This window comes from Candidatus Eremiobacterota bacterium, from assembly GCA_031082125.1.
Classification (GTDB): Bacteria; Vulcanimicrobiota; CADAWZ01; order CADAWZ01; family Ess09-12; genus Ess09-12.
This window is the reverse complement of the sequence record JAVHLM010000006.1, coordinates 209,878-225,586: the sequence shown is the minus strand read 5'-3', so window position 1 is coordinate 225,586 and position 15,709 is coordinate 209,878. Positions and strand designations below refer to the sequence as shown.

Genomic DNA, 15,709 nt, shown 5'->3' with positions numbered 1-15,709 from the left:
GAATCGCACAACGAGGAGTGGCCATGCGGAATTTGTTGAAAGCGGTGAGTCTTGCCTTTGCTTTTTTCTTGCTAGTCTTCGCCTTCACGGTGGAGGCACAGGTTCCCCCTGCAGGCGAGACCATCACGAAAAAGGATGCCAACATCATCCGCCTGCTCTCCGCCCTGGAAAATCCCAACTATGACATAGTCTTTGTCATCGACGTGTCGGACAGCATGAAGGCCGTGCTCCCCGAGTGGAAGCTCATGGCCGAGAGCGTCGTTGACCTTTCCAGGATCGGCGACACCCTTGTGCTCATCAAGTTCGACGAGGACACCAAACCTGCACAGATAAAGCAGATTGACAACGACCGCCAGAAAGAGCTCTTCAAAGGCATGGAGATAAGAAAAACCACCACCACCAAGGGCTTCGGCACCGACATCCGCAAGGCTTACTGGACAACCCTCAAGACGCTGAAGGAATTTGACGAGGGAAGGGTAAAAAGGCGTGAGCCCCTGAGGATCCAGCGTGTGGTCTTCATCTCCGACGGCGATGACATGCCGCCCAGCGCGAGCCCCTTCAGGAACCCGGGGAGCAAAGAGTCCGTCGAGCTTTCCGAGCTTATGGACGAGGCGAAAAAGACCAGGCGGATCGATATTATCCCCATCGGCATGAAGTTCGAGGGGTACGAGCCCAGGTTCAAGTCGGTCAAGGAGGAGTCGAAGACGCCTGTCAACGAGAAGATCTCAAGCGAATTGAAGTCCTTCACCGAGAAGCTCAAGGAAGTCTTTGAAAGAGACTATGAGATAAAAGAAGACAAAGAGAAGGTGGCCTTCGCTCCCTTCAGGTTCTATGTCGAATGGCTTTCCGACAGGCTCACCCTGAAAAAGACTGGAAAGACCACCAAGAACCCTTACCAGAGAGCCGTACAGTTTGAGCTGCTCTCCGCTTTCCAGAAGCTCGCCGTGAAGAATCTCACCGTGAGAAGCTTTTACAACGGCACCGGCGAAGGCAGGGCCAAGGACTCAAACCTTCCCGCTCCTGTGCTTGCCCCGGGAAAATCACTCTCCTTCGTGAGCGAAGTGAACTTTCCCAAGAACTGGAGCTTCAGCCCCAGGGAGTTTCAGGGAGTCTTGGACGTTGAAGTGACGGGCATCATGGAGGCCGAGCCCCCCTCTTCGAAAGAGGCGTCGGCCTCGCCTTCGCCGGCAGCTCCTGCCATGGCCTACAACTATCCCTTTATCTCAAAAAGGGAGACCATTCCCATGGCAGGAAAGCTCCCGCCATGCACAGAGCTCTTCGTCCTTGTCACGGCCCTCGGGCTGGGCGCTGTCGGGGGCTTCGGCTTTGTGGTATACAGGAAGATGATGCCCCTCACGGTGACGCTCAAGACGGAGGAGAAGGGAAGGGCCTTCAGACTGAAAAATGGCGAGAGCATCACGCTCGGCGGCGGCGCCGATTTCGAGATAGAGGGCTGCCAGGAGCTTGTGGCCATCATCACGAGAAGGGACAGGAAGTTTATCCTGACCTCCAAAAAAGAGGGAGTCCTCTCCGATGCACCCCAGGCAGGGATAGAGCGGGAGCTCGCCTATGGCGGCAGCTTCACCCTCACCATTGACGGCACCTATCACGCCATCCAGCTCCTGGAAGGCGATCAGGAGTACGGCGTCCCCCAGGAGGAAGCTCAGGCAGCGCCTCCCCCTTCTGATGAAGAGGGCGGGAACTTCAGCTTCTAATTGGGGCGTCGTCTTTGCAGGAAATACCGCGATACATGAGAAACCTTAACAGGGGTTTCTTTTCTTTTTCAGACTTCCCTCGCATCAATTGGTATGCGATTATTACAAGGAGGTTCCCATGGACAGCTCCAAGAAAGTAACACAGCTTCGGCCCATCCGTCCCAGCATTCTCATAGGTGTCGGCGGCACGGGCCAGAGAATAATCATGAACGTGCGGCGCAAGATTGTCGAGGCTTATGACAGCCTCGACAGGCTCCCCATAGTGGGCTTTTTCATCATAGACACTGACCCCGAGAAGCCCATCATGCCCGATGTGGACGAGGTCCTGCTCTCGCAGATATCCCTGAATCCCTCGGAGTTCCTCCACTGCACCGTCACGGGCACGCAGCGCCTCAAGGACGAGATAAGGAGCTTTCCCGAGCTTGCCGAGTGGCTTGACAGAAAGATCCTGGAGCTAGGTGACGTGACTGTCGGCGCCAAGGGCATAAGGGCTGTCGGGAGGCTCGCCTATTTCCTCAACTACTCGAAGATCAAGAGCAGCTTCAACAGCATCCGTTCCAAGGTCACCGACAAGTCCAACATGGACTACATGCTCAAGACCCACAACATCCAGGTGGAATCGGGGCTGAATGTCTATATTGTCTCTTCGCTCTGCGGCGGGACAGGAAGCGGAATCTTCCTGGACCTTGCCTTTTCAGTGAAGAGCTGGCTTGAGGGGACAGAGCACTCACGGATCGGCTATTTCATACTCCCGGGAGTCTTCAATTCCGATATGCCCTATGGTGCTGGCTACGCCGCTCTCAGGGAGCTCAACCACTACAACCTCTCCCATGATTTCGAGGCCAACTGGGAGAAGGAGCGTGTGGGCAAGAAGATTCAGCCGCCGCCCTTTGACTTCTGCTACCTCATCGACAACAGGAATTCACGCGTCACCTTCTCCAAGAGCTCCGACCTCTTCGAGATGGTGGCCCACAACATCTACCTGGAGTTCGCCCATGAGTTCGGCCAGTACAAAGCATCCCTCAAGGACAACGTCTCTGCCGTCGCCGGGGGCCTGGACAAGCTGGGGTGCCCCCTCAACTTCATGAGCCTGGGGCTTGCCACCATCTATTTCCCCAAGGAGCGCGTCATCAATGCCTGCTCCTACCGGATGGCAAAGAATGTGGTGAACGGGTGGCTCTTTGCCGGCGGGCAGTCAGAGCGCATGGACGAGTACCTTGCCCATTACCTTGATATCAACAAAATGTTTGTGGATGTGGACTCGGCCAAGAAAAACCAGATACGCGACGAGCTCTCCCTCGGCGAGGGGAACAAGACCTATTACAGCCGAGTGGATGAAGAGATGAATGCAGGCTACGCGAGCCTGCAGAAGCTCGATGAGAAGAAGTGGGGCGAGTCGCTCTTGAAGCGCGACGAGCAGTTTGTGCAGAAATTCTACGATGGCGACAAGGACCCCACGAGGTGGGGCGAGTTCGCACGGGGGATCTTCAAGAACAAGGAAAAGAAGCTCTCGGCAACCATCGCCAAGCTGGAAATCGATATCGCCAAGATGATCACCAAAGAAGGGGAAGGGCTTGCCTTTGCCAAGCAGTTCATGGATGCCCTCGAGAGCGCCATGAGCCGCTACAAGGATTACTTCGTCAAGAAATATGATGAGCTTTCCAAGGTGGAATCGCAGTTCGCCACGCGCAAGGTTCAGGAGGTCGAGTCCCTCAAGAAGCTTGCCGACCGCTTCTCCCTCAACAAGAAGGAAGTGATGCTCAAGCAGGTCCAGGACAAGATCACCAACGCGACGAGCGGCGCCTCCAACTCCTTCTTCAAGCGCAAGATTGACAAGAAGGTCCTTGAGCTCTCCATAGACTTCTCCACGAAGGTCCTGGAGTATCTCAAGGCTCTCGAGCTTGAGATGGACCGGCTCAAGACCAAGATGGAGAATATCCTGCGCCGCCTCACGGAAAACGAGAAAAACCTCATTGACGACACGTCGGGGCTCGTAATGAACGGCGAGCTCCTCTATGACCCTTCCGATATCGAAACGTATTACCGCCAGTTTGTAGAGGATCAGGACAAGCTCCATGAGCGGGACTCCATCTCGCTGGTGTCCTCGGAGGTGCTCAGGGCCCTCAAGGCCGAGAATCTCTTTGATCTGCGCAAAGATGACTTCCGTGACAAGGACATCATGGGAAAGCTCATCTCGGTGTCAAAGCCATTCTTTGATGGCGTCAAGGAGATCTCGGTGGCAAAGAAGTTCTTTGACAAGTATCCCAACGAGCAGCAAGCCCTGATGGCCCTGCGCAACATATTCGCCTCCTCGGAGGTCTTCCTCACTTTCAAGCAGATTCCTGATTTCGTGAGGCTCCCCAACAGCAAGGTCTCCCTCATTGGCACCTTCGGCGGTCGCGAGGGGACTCTCCCCGAGTTCCGCGATCTCATCCCGCTGCTTGAAAAATGCTGCTCCGAGCCGGGGCAGCTCAGGGGCATCCAGCCTATCAGGGGGAAGAACGAGATCCTCTTCACCACCGAGGAGGGCGCCTTCCCCCTCAGGATGATCAACGAGATAGACAAGTGGGAGGGAAAATATGACCAGCTCTCCGAGGGTTACCAGACTCCTCTCCACCTGCGCAAGGGCGAGCAGGACTACCTGATCGAGGTCACCATGCCCTCCCAGGAAGAGCAGCGCAAGGCCCGTGTGGCGATCCTCATCGGCATTGCCATCGGTGTCATCGCCCCCGACAAGGACGATCCCCAGACCATGGTCTACAGCTACATGGACAAGAGGACAGGCCTCAAGGAATACAAGCCTGTGGGCAAGAAAGGCATGGAGGAGAAGATCCTGGAGTCAATCCTTGCACGCAGCAACAAAGAGCTCCGGGAGATCATCCACAGCGACGTGGTAAAAAGGCTCAGCTCCTGCGGCAAGGATCTTGCCAAAAAGAAGGATATCTGGAAGGCTATTGTCGATTACCGCGAGGAGTTTATCAACGCAAGGGACAAGCAGTATATCGCGGAAAGGGGATTTGCCGAGGTATTCAGCTCCACCATCGAGGATCACAGCCTTTTCGATCCCAGCTTTGCGGAAGCCTGAGCCTTTCCATACGAGATGACCACCCATTCCAGGAACTCCTCGTCGCTTGGGAAGGAGTGGCTTTCAAGGCCAATCGTCGAGAGGAGGGCACCGCATACCTCCCTTGCCAGGCTGCCGCGAATGGTGCTTGAAAGGCCGCCGCGCCTTATGATGAAGTTACGCGCAAGGTGGAAGTGCCTCTCGTCGAGGGGTGAGATATCGGGAGCATCGGCAGGTGCCTCCACCTCTATCTCGGGAAGGAGCACGGGGCTCCCCTCGGCGGGGATTTTTACCACGAGGGTTCCTGCCACATAATCACCCAGGCGTTTTCTTTTCCTTGATATGAGCATGGTGAGGCACCCGATGCCGTAAAAGAGGGGCAGGATATCGACGGCCCTCATGAAGTTCCTGAGGGCGGCATCAAAAACCGTGATCGGCGTCCCGTTCTCCTTGATCACCCTGAGCCCTGCGGCGCGCTTGCCAGGGGTCTGGCCGTTCCAGAGCGTTTCAAAGAACATGGAATAGCCAAGCGTGATAAAGCCTCCCAGGGTGCCCAGCACGAAGAGGGAAAAGACTGCCGGCGAGGAGAGGGCGCCATGAAGTGGCATGAGGTTCACCGAGCGGATTACCAGGGCAAGGGCCTTATAGACGAGGATCAGGGCAAGGGTTCGTATGGCCATGTCTATTGCCAGAGCGAAAAAGCGCGACCCGGCACCGGCGAGCTCGTAGGTGAGCTCCACCTGCTCCGGTGTTCTTATGGTGATGGTCTCCATAAAGAGATATTCACGGGCGGGGGCTCCGATCCTTTTTGGAAGAGAGGCGGCAGTGGATCAGGATTCTTTTGTACGCGTGAGAAAACCCCGGTGGGACTCCCTTGACGGGCTTGTGGCAAAGATTCGCCAAGGCGGCTTTAAGAGCCTTGACGAAGGTGAGCTCAAGGCCCTCGGCGCTCTTTACCGCGAGGCGAGCTCCGACCTTGCCTTTGCCACATCGTGCCGCTATGACCCCGCGCTTGTCAGCTACCTGAACGGCTGTGTCACCAGGGCCTACGGGGAGATTTACCGGGAGGAGCCTTTTTCCCTCCACTCGGTGAGGGATTTTTACCTTTCAGGCTTTCCCCGTGCCATTAGGGAGAACGGGGGAGCGATCCTGGCGTCAGCTCTCCTCTTTCTGCTGGGCATGCTTGTGGCTTTTCTTGTCGTCTACAGCCGCCCTGACCGCGCTTCCCTCTTTCTGGACCAGCGCATGGTCTCCTCCATGGAGCGCCAGGGTGAGAAGCCCGCCTGCGAGAGCCTCTCCCTTGAGGAGAAATCAATGATCTCACACCAGATCATGACCAATAACATCGGCGTGGGAATCAAGGCCTTCGCGAGCGGCATCTTCCTCGGAGCGGGCACCATCTGGCTTCTTGTCACGAACGGGGCGCTCCTGGGGGCTTTGGCGGCCCTTGCTCTCCACTATCACAGGAGCCTCATGTTCTGGTCTCTGATACTTCCCCACGGTGTCATAGAGTTTCTTGCCATTTTCATCGCCGGCGGTGCAGGCTTCCTGCTGGCCCTGGCCCTTGTGAGCCCCGGCATGCGAAGCCGGGCCGATGCCCTGAAGCTCCGCGGCCGCGAAGCGGCCCGCCTCATGGTGGGGGTGCTGATGCTTTTTGCGGTGGCAGCGGTGGTGGAGGGTTTTGTGACTCCCATGGCCATCACACCCTCGGCAAAGCTGGTCTTTTCCCTTCTTGTGGCTCTTCTTCTCTTCCGGTACGTGGGAGGGAAGGCAGGCCTTCCTGAAGGGGAGAGAGGAAAAGCCATGAGTTTCTCGAAGAGTTCTGGAAAGCATCCAAGCGGGGTGACAAGTCAGTGAAACAAAGGGCAGGCTTTCCAGGCTTACTACTATTCGCGGCCCTTCTCTGCCTCTGCCGTGGAGCCTTTTCCCAGGGCGGGGGCGTCACTGTGGCCTATCCCACGGAGACCACCATAGGGAGCTTCACCTATATCAAGAGCCTTCCCGGCCTGAGCCGTGTTGACGAGATATTTGCCGGCTATAATGCGCGTTCGTCGGATCTGGAATACTACCATGCCATGCAGGGCGCCGACGGAGAGCTCTTTTTTGAGCTGGGGGTGCTCCCGAAGCCCGATGATGCCCTGAGGGCCCAGACTGAGCTCCTCGCCTTCATGGAGTCTTGGGTGCGCACCTCGGCGGTAAGCGACAGGAGAATGCGGTCAGGATCGGAGTTCGGAGGGCAGGCCGGCACTTTTTACGAGCTTGGAGGAGAACAGTACACCGTCTTTGCCGGCATCAGGATCCTTGATTCCAGGAAAGTCAAGCTGATCTTGCTGAAAAACGCCACCTCTACTTACAGTTCTGTCAAGGTGGCAGCCCTTCAGTACTTTGACAAGATAGCCATCAATGACATGGCGGCGCCTTCCCCGCAACCCTCGGCATCCCCTTCCGGGGGAGGAGGGATTCCCCAGGACAAGCTTCTTATCGGCGGCGTCTGTGTCGTCGTGCTCCTTTTCGGGATGGTGCTCTATTACAGGAGCAAGGCAGCGGCGCCCCGGGCTGCCTCCCCTGTTCCCGTCTCGCCGGCGGCCCTGGAACAGGATATTTCGTCGAGCAAGGGCCTTGACGGCGTGATCGGAAAGCTCTCCAATGCGCTGATGTCGGAGGATCAGAAGGCCAACGTGAAAATAATCGTCACCACTGATGTGAAGACCATGCTGGCCGACGGGAAGAGCAAGAGCATGATCAAGGTGAGGGTTACCGATTTTTCCGGTGAGCCTCTTGACGGGAAAAAACTGGTCTTCTCCCTCGCCGAGCAGAACGGGAGGCTTACCAGTGAAACGGCTGCCACGAGGAAGGGGGAGTTCCTGAATTTCTACACGGCAGGCACCGAGGTGGGCAAGCAGACCGTTATGGTCACCCTCGAGGAAAATGCCTACGTGGGCGAGGCCCTTGAGATCCAGCTGGTGAAGATTGAGAAACTGCGCCTCGAGGCCGAGAAGCCCAAGGTGGAAGCCAATGATAAGAAAGGCCTCAAGGTCAAGGCTACCCTTCTTTATTCCGATGAGAATGGCGCCGTTGATGAAATCGTGAGGTTCAGGGTTCTTGAAGGTGACGGGAGGATTACGCCTGCCGTGAAGATGAACAACCAGGGCACCGGCGAGGCCGTATTCTGGCCCGGTGGCTCCCCGGGGAAAGTGGTGGTCAGGGGCGAGTCTGCCTCGGCCCCCGAGATATACCAGATGCTGGAATTCGAGCTTGTAAGCGCATAAGGAAGGTGGCACTATGAAGTTCGCAAGGGTCATCGGAACGGTGGTGGCAACAAGAAAGGATGAAAAGATAGAGGGAAGGAAGTTCCTCCTCGTGCAGCCCGTGGATATCCATTTTCAGCCTGCCGAGGGCCCCCAGGTGGCAATTGATGCCGTAGGCGCCGGCGAGGGCGAGCTCGTGCTGCTGGTGAGCGGTTCATCGGCGCGGCAGACTGAAACGACTCAGAACAAGCCCTGTGATCTCGTCATCATGGCCATTGTGGACACGGTGGAGAAAATGGGCGAGATTATCTTTAAGAAGAGTGAAGACCGATACCCTGAGAGCTGATAAAGAGGCAAGGCGGCGGGGTGAGACGCTGAAAGCTCCTGAGAGGGCCATAAAGCAGCGAAAGGAAGAAAGATGCAGCCGGGAAGAGTCATCGGAAGGGTCGTGGCAACAAAGAAGACTTCCACCCTTGAGGGAGTGAGGCTCCTGCTTGTACAGCCCACGGACTGGGAGGGGAAACCCCAGGGCGATCCCTTTGTGGCAATCGATGCCGTGGGCTCAGGCTCCGAGGAGTTCATCTTCTACGTGAGCGCCAGGGAGGCCGCTGTTGCCGTTGATGCCGTGCCTCCCGTCGATGCCGCCATAGTGGGCATCATTGACGGAGTGGAGCTTGAAAAAGAAGGGTGAGAGATGTTTGTCGCAAAAGTCGTCGGTGTCACGTGGGCCACGGTGAAGGTGAAAAGCCTTGAGGGCCGCAGGCTGCTCCTGGTAAGGCCCCTGGATGTGCTCACGGGAAAGCTCACGGGAAAGATCCAGATGGCCGTTGACGGCTCGATGGATGCAGGTGTCGGCGACACGGTCCTCATTATTGACGAAGGGACCTCGGCCCGGCAGATCCTTGATGACTCCAAGGCCCCCATAAGAACCGTCGTGGCGGGGATAGTTGACGAGGTGGCCCTGGGGCCGAAAGTGACAAAATTTCACTGAAGAGAGGTTACCATGGAAAAAGAGGTGGCTCTGATGTTTTCGGGGGGGCTTGATACCACGGTGGCCGCCCTGGTCCTCAAGGAGCATTATGAACGGGTGCACCTGGTGACGGTGGTCCAGGGCTTCTGTCTTTTCACCTACCGCCCGGGCCTCGTGGCAAAGGAGCTCCAGCGGAAATTCGGCAGGCACCGCTTCCCCCACCGGGTTCTGGACGGCAGGGAGCTTTTCAGGCTCATGAGGGACGATTTTGACGAGCAGTACAGAAAATACAGGAGCCCCCTTCTTGTCGATCTGGTATGCCGCCTGATGATGGAAACCATGACCATCATTTACTGCCATCAGAGGGGCATCTCCTCCTCGGCAGACGGGAACAGCCTTGCCCAGGATCAGATTTTTATCCAGCAGGGGGAATACCTCGAGGCTGTGAAGGAATTTTTCGGGCGGCACGGCATCACCCATCGAAACCCGGTGCTTGCCTTCGAGACCCGCGAGGAAAGAATGGCAAAGCTTGCCGAGTACGGCCTGGACAGGGGAAGCGATATGCTGAACTCGCTTGGCGTCTCTTCCCATTTCTTCAAGCAATGCTTCTGTTTTGGCGCCATCCCAAGCTTCTGCTTCACCTCGGGGCTCAGGAACATGCCGATCCTCAAGGAGTTTACCCGCTCCCATGGGCTTCCTCTGGCCTCTGCGCTGGAATTCAGGCGTGACAGGGAGCTCATTTCAGAGCGTTATATACAGGACCATGGTGATGACGTGATAGAGCTGTGAGAGAGGTGAGTGCAATGAAACGGTGCCCTTTGTTATGGGCCGGCCTGGGTTTTTTCGCAGGTCTTGCTTTTGGGATTCTTGTGGCGCCTGAGTCCGGCTACAGGACCAGGGAGTTCATAGGGGAAGTGGTCACGGAATACACAAGGATGGCCCGGGTGCTCCTTATGCCGCCGGGCGAGCGCTGAGGCGGGAAGGTATGGATTTTGCGATATTCTATGAGGTGCTTGTAGAGAAAGGCTATCTCCTCACTCTGGAAGTCTGCGCTGCCGCCCTTGTGCTGCTCATGGTCATGAGAATGGCATTACCGGGAGGGAAGCCTGCCCTGGCAACCCTCAAGGTGGCGGCCCACAAGCTATTTTTCGAGGAAGAGTTTCTGGTTTCCATAGAGGTCGTTGCGAAGAGAAAGATCACCATCGAGGAGCTCGCTTTATTCGTTGAGTGCCTTGTGAGATACCCCGAAAAAGGGACCCAGAAGACGAAGAGCTTCTTTTTTTCCAAGAAGGTCGTGGCAAGTGCCGTACCTCTTTATCCCCGGTGCAGCTTCAGCGAGTCCCACGCTCTGAAGATCCCTGAAAAAGACAAGGACTCCTATCTCCCCGGGTCGTTCACAAGTCTTAAGGGCGACTATGGCGTCATCTGGAGAGCAGGATATACCATGAGGATTGCCGAATCTGTGGAAAAAATCGAGATGACGCACCCTCTGGTGGTCTATCCCGTCACTGTGGGGTGGTAATCCATGGGGCAGTTCACCGTAGAGATCTCCCCCCGGGAGCTCATGACACATTACCGGAACAAGCTGCAGGTCGCTGTCGGGTCCTCAGCCCCGGTATCGATGAAGGAAGTGGCCCTCTCTGCCGAGTGCCGCCTCATGGCGGGCGGCAGAGTGAAGGAGCAGTACCTCCTTGCCGAAAAAAGGTTTTCTGGCGGGGATCTTCCCGGCGGTTCGCCGGTACGCCTTGAGTGGGAGGTGGAGATTGCCAGGAAAGGGCCTCTGTCTTTTAAAAATGATGCCTTTTCCATCGAGCACTGCGCCATAGTGGAAGTGACGGCTGAGGGCACGCCAAAAGAGCGTTTCGAGGTGCCCTTGACGGTGGTGCCGGGAAGGATCGCCAGCACAGAGGTGCCTGCCGACAGATAAAGGCCCCCCGGGGGCATTGCAGCAAGGAGAAATCGTATGAGATACCAGGTCATAGGATGGTTTCTTTTTTTCATGACGCTCTTTTCAGGAAATCCCCTCAGGGCAGAGGAGTGGTTCATCACTTCGGGCAGGGGGCTCGGCTCCATCGCCATAGGAGAACCCATGGAAAAGGTGGTGTCCCGCTTCGGCGTGGCAAAGGACACCATGGGCTCTCTCTACTGGTACAAAGACAAGGGGCTTGAGTTCTATGCCCCCGAGAACCTCATAGAGCGGATTATTATCGTGAAGTCTTCTTTCGGCGATATCTCTTATGTCACTCCCTGCGGTGTCTCGGTGGGAAGCTTTGCCTGCGAGGTGGAGCGCGCTTACGGCCCCTGCCGGAGGGCACTGTTCTCCAAACATGTCTATACCCTTGATTACGTGGAGAAGGGAATCACTTTTTATATCAGGGGCGGGGAAGTGTGCAAGATACAGCTTTACCGGGCTACCGGCAGCGCCGCTCTCGGAGGTGCACCCCCGTCACTGTGATGACGCCTCTGGCTCTGAAGCTGCGTCTTTTCGAGGTTTCTCCTTGGGCGAAGCCGGCTCTTTTGGCTCCTCCTGCTCTCCCCAGGTGATTTTTGTGGCCTTGAACCCCTTTTTCCTGTGGGTGAAGTCAAAAAAGCTCTTCATGAAGGTGAGGGGGATGTACCACTGCCCCGTTTCCCTGCTCGAGGCGCAGAGGTCGATCTCCTCCGCCTCCGTCGTGTATTCATTATAGTAGTCACTGGCGGTGGAGGTCTTTGACTTGTTGAGGAGCTCAAAAAAGGTGTCCACCACGTGGACCAGATCGTAGACTCCGTCGTCGGCCTCCTGATCCTGGTGGGTTCCGTAATGCTTGGGATAGACAAGCAGTATGATGGCACCGAAGTACTGCTGGATGAGCCTGAATTTGCCCAGGATATGGTGAAAGACAGGGCCGAAGGAGGAGGGCTTTGCCATGTCTTTTCCTGTGAGGGAGAAGCTGGGCAGGGAGTCAATGACGATGAAGACCTTCTCGTTCTGCGCCCTTTTCAGCAGGGCGTCTATCTGGTAGAATATCTGCTCCGAGTCAAGCTCTGTAGAGGTTCTGTCAAGGATGACCATCTTCTGCCGAAAGGTATCGAAGACCTCGCGGCTCTTGGTGAAGCGGGCGCGCTCTTTATCGGCGAGGTTTTTGCCTTTGCAGAGAACAAAGTGCTCGTAGGGGATATGGGATATCCTGGAAAGGATGCGCAGCATCAGCGATTTGCGGTCCATCTCCATGGAGTAGAACACCGAGAGGCAGTCGTTGTGGCGGGCGATCTCCGTGGCGAGCTGAAGCGCCAGGGTGGTCTTTCCCATCTTGGGGCTGCCCGAGAGGACATTGAGGCCCTTGAGCCCCAGGCTTTTCCTGTCAAGCTCCTGAATGCCGGTCTTCAGGCCCGAGAGCTCCCGGGGCTCTCCCTTTTCAAAGAGGCTGATGAGGTTGCTCCAGTCGGGCTCGAGAGCCCCGGGCATTTCCCTCGGCGTCTTCTCCTCTGCAGTCTCTCGGGGAGGCTCGGCCTTCTTTTTCTCGTCTATCTTAGGGGAGGGAATCAGGTTCTGCATGCGCTCGACCCATATCCGGGGGTCAAGCTTGCCCTCCTCGACAAGCTCGGTGAGGCTGTCGATGGTCTTCTTCCATGTGGATATTTTTTCCAGGGCCTTTTTCCTGTGGTGGAGCTTCTGCCTGAAGAGCTCAAAGGCAGAAGCCACCTCTTTTTCCCTGGGAGGCACATCAAAAAGGGGTGTCGTGAGGGGGACTTCAATGGCGTTTTCAAGGGTATCCTTTTTGATCTCGATACCGATGTCCACCATGTTCACCAGGGCAGTGTAAATGCGGCGGTGATCGGCAGAGAAGTCCTGTGCCGAGAGCGCGGCAATGATCTCGGGATAGAGAGGATCCTTCCAGATAAGGGCCTTGAGCAGAACAAGCTCCAGGTGCTCACGGGAGAGAAGTCTCTGGTTTTCCGGAACAGGTTTCATTTTGTGGCGCGTCCCCTGCGGAGTCATTCTCCATGGCCCGGGGCGAATCCTCTGTGGGGGTGGAACAGGAGGGGGTGGAAGAAGAATGCGGGAGGGAGGAGGAAAAGAAGAAGAGAGGAGGCGGGACCCGGGGGAGCGAACAAATGAGCATGAAGGAAGGCCACCGCTTACCCAGGGGGATCAACTGGCTCTACGGAGGACTTTTGTGGGCTTTTTCCCTTGTGGTGTACGGTATGGCGCTCTCGCCGTCGCTTTCCTCTCAGAGCGACAGCGGAGAGCTTGTGACGGCAGCCGTCACGGCAGGAATAGCCCATCCTCCCGGCTACCCCCTCTACACGATGACAGGCCATCTTTTCTCAAAGCTTCCCTTCCTTGACGGCGCCTTCAGGGTAAATCTCATGTCGGCCTTTTTTTCGTCCATGGCGGTCCTCGTGCTCTTCTTTCTCTGCCTGAGGCTCTTCGCAAATCCCCTGGTGAGCGCTTCTACAGCCCTTCTTTTCGCCTTCTCAAGGGCCTTCTTCAGGATCTCATTATCGGCGGAGGTCTTTTCCCTTCACCTTCTTTTCGTGGTTCTTCTGCTTTATCTCATGCTCTGCTGGAAGGATGCTTCAGGGAGGCATGCCGTCACCTGGGAGCCCTATCTTTTCTTTTTCACTGCAGGCCTTTCCCTCTCCCATCACCACACGGTGCTTCTCCTTGCGCCTCTGCTGCTGTACTTCATCATCAGCGGGAGGCTCTTCACCTGGCTCATGGCTCCCCGGAACATTGCCGCCGCCCTGGTCCTTTTTGCAGCAGGCCTCCTTCCCTATCTGTACCTTCCGCTCCGCGCGGCGTCCGATCCCCCGGTGAACTGGGGGAACCCTCGCGACTGGGAAGCCTTTGTCCGAGTAGTGACCCGGGCCGGGTACGGCTCCCTGTCTCTTGCCACGGTGTCAGGCTCATCGTGGTCCTTCGGGATCTTTCTCAAGGAGGCAGGGCATTATCTCTCACTTCTTGCGGTGCAGTGCACCCCCATGGCGCTCCCCTTCATGGCGCTTGGCGCCGTGTCGTGCTGGAAGAGGGAGAGAACACTGTTCTGGGGAGGACTCTTTCTCTTTCTGGTCTTCAGCCTGGCCTTTATCGTCTGGGCCCGCCTTCCCGCAGAAGAGGGATACCTGGCGGTGCTCGAGAGGTTTTTTCTCCCCTCTTACCTTGTGGCGGCTTTGGCGGCAGGGGAAGGCCTCATGGCGATCTCGGCCTTGCGGAACTGCCGCACCGTTGCTCTGGGTGCTGCCCTTGTGCTGCCCTGCGCTGCCCTGCTGATGAATTTCGGCATGGTGACGAGGCGCAGCGATTACCTGGCCATTGATTACGGGAGGAATGTCCTCAGAAGCGTCGGGAACGGCGGGATTCTCTTCGTCTCAGGCGATGTTCCCTCTTCAGCTCTCCTTTACTGTCAGTCTGTGGAAGGCCTGAGAGGCGACGTTACCGTCCTGGTGGAGGGCCTTCTTGATTCGCCATGGTACAGGAGGCAGCTTGCGAGGAGGCACAAGGGCATTCTTCCCGAAGGAATCCCGGCGGATACCAGGGGGAGAGCCTTCATTCTGAAGGTAATAGAAGGCCGGCAGGGAAAAGGGCCTGTCTATTTCAACCATCCCGTCTCTGACAGTGCCTTTCCAGTGGTTTCGCAGGGCCTTGTCTCCCTTGTGCTGAAACCCGGAGAAGGGCCTTCAAGGGAGCAGTGCGAAGCCGCGGAGCGGCTCCTTGGCCATGAGTATCAATACCGCGGCTGCTATGATGAAAAGAAGTTTCACGACTACTTTTCCAGGGAGCTTCTCAGGCTCTATGGCCTTGCGTGGTACTCCCTCGGCCTGGAATGGGCGCAGCTTGATCAGGTAAGGAGGGCCTACCGGTGCTTTTCCGAGGCCTGCAGGTTCGAGGGCCGGAACGCCGCCGTGCTGCTGAAGAAAGGGCAGGCCGAGATTGAGCTTGCCCTGTACGGCGAGGCGGAAAAAACTCTTGGCGAATGCCTTGCCTCAGGGGGAAGCTCCAGGGAGGTCTTCATGAACCTTGCGGTACTCTATGCGAGGCAGGGGCAGGTGGAGAAGGCCAGGGAGGCTCTGCGCCGCGCCAGGGGAGATCCTTAGAACTGCTTGAACTTTTCCTTTGCCATGCCGCATACGGGGCATGTAGGGGGGGGCGAGCCCTCGAGGGAGAAACCGCAGTTCCTGCAGATGTGGATCTCCCCGAGAATGATGTCTTTCTGCGCTTCTATGGTCTCGAGGGCTTTCTGAAAGAGGGCGGTGTGCACCTGCTCGGACTGCTGCGCCCCGTGGAATCCTATCTGGGCCTCCACTTCCTTGAAAAACCCTGCGATTTCAAAAAGGGCGGGGTAAAGCTCTTCGGACTGAAATTTTTCCTCGGCGAGCGATGAAAGCAGGTTCTCCTTCGTGGTGCCCACATCCTGGAGGGTGAGAAGGTATTTCCTCGCATGGATGCGCTCCGCATAGGCAATAGTCTGGAAGAGACGGGCAATGTTGTGGTAGCCCTCCTCTTTTGCCTTTTCGGCAAAGATGAGATAGCGCATATGATCGAGGCATTCGCTTGCGAGTGCCTCGCGGACTTTCTGCTCGGCTATTTTTTTCATGGGAAGTGCTCTTTCCTGAGGGGAACTCTTTTGAGATACAATTCTTTGGGTTCCTGAAAGTTCCTTCTCGCGGGCCTCATAGAAACCCGCAAGGCAGGAACCTTGGGAAAGAAAAAGAAGTTATACGCCATATA

General features: G+C 56.6%; 16 protein-coding genes. 13 read left to right on the top strand and 3 right to left on the bottom strand.

Going from position 1 to position 15,709, the window contains the following annotated elements; translation table 11 throughout:
* The first annotated feature begins 23 nt into the window (after positions 1-23).
* Together RDV48_09190 and RDV48_09185 are read left to right on the top strand one after the other, a co-directional pair.
* Entirely contained in the window at positions 24-1,715 is a 1,692-nt protein-coding gene (locus RDV48_09190; GenBank protein ID MDQ7822953.1) for a vWA domain-containing protein, read from the top strand.
* 118 nt (positions 1,716-1,833) lie between these two features.
* On the top strand, positions 1,834-4,800 hold the full coding sequence (locus tag RDV48_09185; GenBank protein ID MDQ7822952.1) for a tubulin-like doman-containing protein: 2,967 nt from the start codon (positions 1,834-1,836) through the stop codon (positions 4,798-4,800).
* Here RDV48_09185 and RDV48_09180 read toward each other — a convergent pair.
* Entirely contained in the window at positions 4,764-5,552 is a 789-nt protein-coding gene (locus tag RDV48_09180; protein MDQ7822951.1) for an RDD family protein, read from the bottom strand. The two genes, RDV48_09185 and RDV48_09180, sit on opposite strands and share 37 nt — an antisense overlap.
* Before the next feature lie 52 nt (positions 5,553-5,604).
* Between RDV48_09180 and RDV48_09175 the strand changes: the two genes are divergently transcribed.
* The 10 genes from RDV48_09175 to RDV48_09130 all read left to right on the top strand — a co-directional run bounded on the left by RDV48_09175 (position 5,605) and on the right by RDV48_09130 (position 11,452).
* Positions 5,605-6,636, top strand: coding sequence for a stage II sporulation protein M (locus RDV48_09175; protein ID MDQ7822950.1), 1,032 nt, complete (start codon positions 5,605-5,607; stop codon positions 6,634-6,636).
* Positions 6,633-8,048: an invasin domain 3-containing protein gene (locus RDV48_09170; protein MDQ7822949.1), complete on the top strand. Its 1,416-nt coding sequence runs from the start codon at positions 6,633-6,635 to the stop codon at positions 8,046-8,048. The genes RDV48_09175 and RDV48_09170 overlap by 4 nt, the downstream gene beginning before the upstream one ends.
* A gap of 13 nt (positions 8,049-8,061) precedes the next feature.
* Positions 8,062-8,373 (top strand): EutN/CcmL family microcompartment protein, encoded by a 312-nt coding sequence (locus tag RDV48_09165; GenBank protein MDQ7822948.1) that lies wholly within the window; start codon positions 8,062-8,064, stop codon positions 8,371-8,373.
* Positions 8,374-8,445: 72 nt separating this feature from the next.
* Positions 8,446-8,718, top strand: coding sequence for a EutN/CcmL family microcompartment protein (locus RDV48_09160; protein MDQ7822947.1), 273 nt, complete (start codon positions 8,446-8,448; stop codon positions 8,716-8,718).
* A 3-nt stretch (positions 8,719-8,721) separates the two neighbouring features.
* On the top strand, positions 8,722-9,018 hold the full coding sequence (locus RDV48_09155) for a EutN/CcmL family microcompartment protein (protein MDQ7822946.1): 297 nt from the start codon (positions 8,722-8,724) through the stop codon (positions 9,016-9,018).
* Positions 9,019-9,030: 12 nt separating this feature from the next.
* On the top strand, positions 9,031-9,786 hold the full coding sequence (locus tag RDV48_09150; GenBank protein ID MDQ7822945.1) for a hypothetical protein: 756 nt from the start codon (positions 9,031-9,033) through the stop codon (positions 9,784-9,786).
* A 14-nt stretch (positions 9,787-9,800) separates the two neighbouring features.
* Positions 9,801-9,971: a YtxH domain-containing protein gene (locus tag RDV48_09145; GenBank protein ID MDQ7822944.1), complete on the top strand. Its 171-nt coding sequence runs from the start codon at positions 9,801-9,803 to the stop codon at positions 9,969-9,971.
* An 11-nt stretch (positions 9,972-9,982) separates the two neighbouring features.
* Positions 9,983-10,519 carry a hypothetical protein gene (locus tag RDV48_09140; protein MDQ7822943.1) on the top strand — a complete coding sequence of 179 codons (537 nt, stop codon included), beginning with the start codon at positions 9,983-9,985 and terminating at the stop codon, positions 10,517-10,519.
* Positions 10,520-10,522: 3 nt separating this feature from the next.
* The gene (locus RDV48_09135; GenBank protein MDQ7822942.1) at positions 10,523-10,924 is read left to right on the top strand and encodes a hypothetical protein; all 402 of its coding nucleotides are present in this window, start codon (positions 10,523-10,525) and stop codon (positions 10,922-10,924) included.
* A 36-nt stretch (positions 10,925-10,960) separates the two neighbouring features.
* Complete coding sequence (locus RDV48_09130) at positions 10,961-11,452, top strand: hypothetical protein (protein ID MDQ7822941.1); 492 nt, start codon at positions 10,961-10,963, stop codon at positions 11,450-11,452.
* On the opposite strand, the gene RDV48_09125 is transcribed toward RDV48_09130, so the two are convergent.
* A complete protein-coding gene (locus tag RDV48_09125) occupies positions 11,444-12,949 on the bottom strand; it encodes a DnaB-like helicase C-terminal domain-containing protein (GenBank protein ID MDQ7822940.1) in 1,506 nt (501 codons plus the stop codon). The genes RDV48_09130 and RDV48_09125 overlap by 9 nt on opposite strands.
* Positions 12,950-13,092: 143 nt before the next feature.
* Between RDV48_09125 and RDV48_09120 the strand changes: the two genes are divergently transcribed.
* Complete coding sequence (locus RDV48_09120; protein ID MDQ7822939.1) at positions 13,093-15,075, top strand: DUF2723 domain-containing protein; 1,983 nt, start codon at positions 13,093-13,095, stop codon at positions 15,073-15,075.
* On the opposite strand, the gene RDV48_09115 is transcribed toward RDV48_09120, so the two are convergent.
* Positions 15,072-15,575, bottom strand: a complete 504-nt coding sequence (locus RDV48_09115) for a rubrerythrin family protein (protein ID MDQ7822938.1) — start codon at positions 15,573-15,575, stop codon at positions 15,072-15,074. The genes RDV48_09120 and RDV48_09115 overlap by 4 nt on opposite strands.
* Positions 15,576-15,709 lie beyond the last annotated feature (134 nt).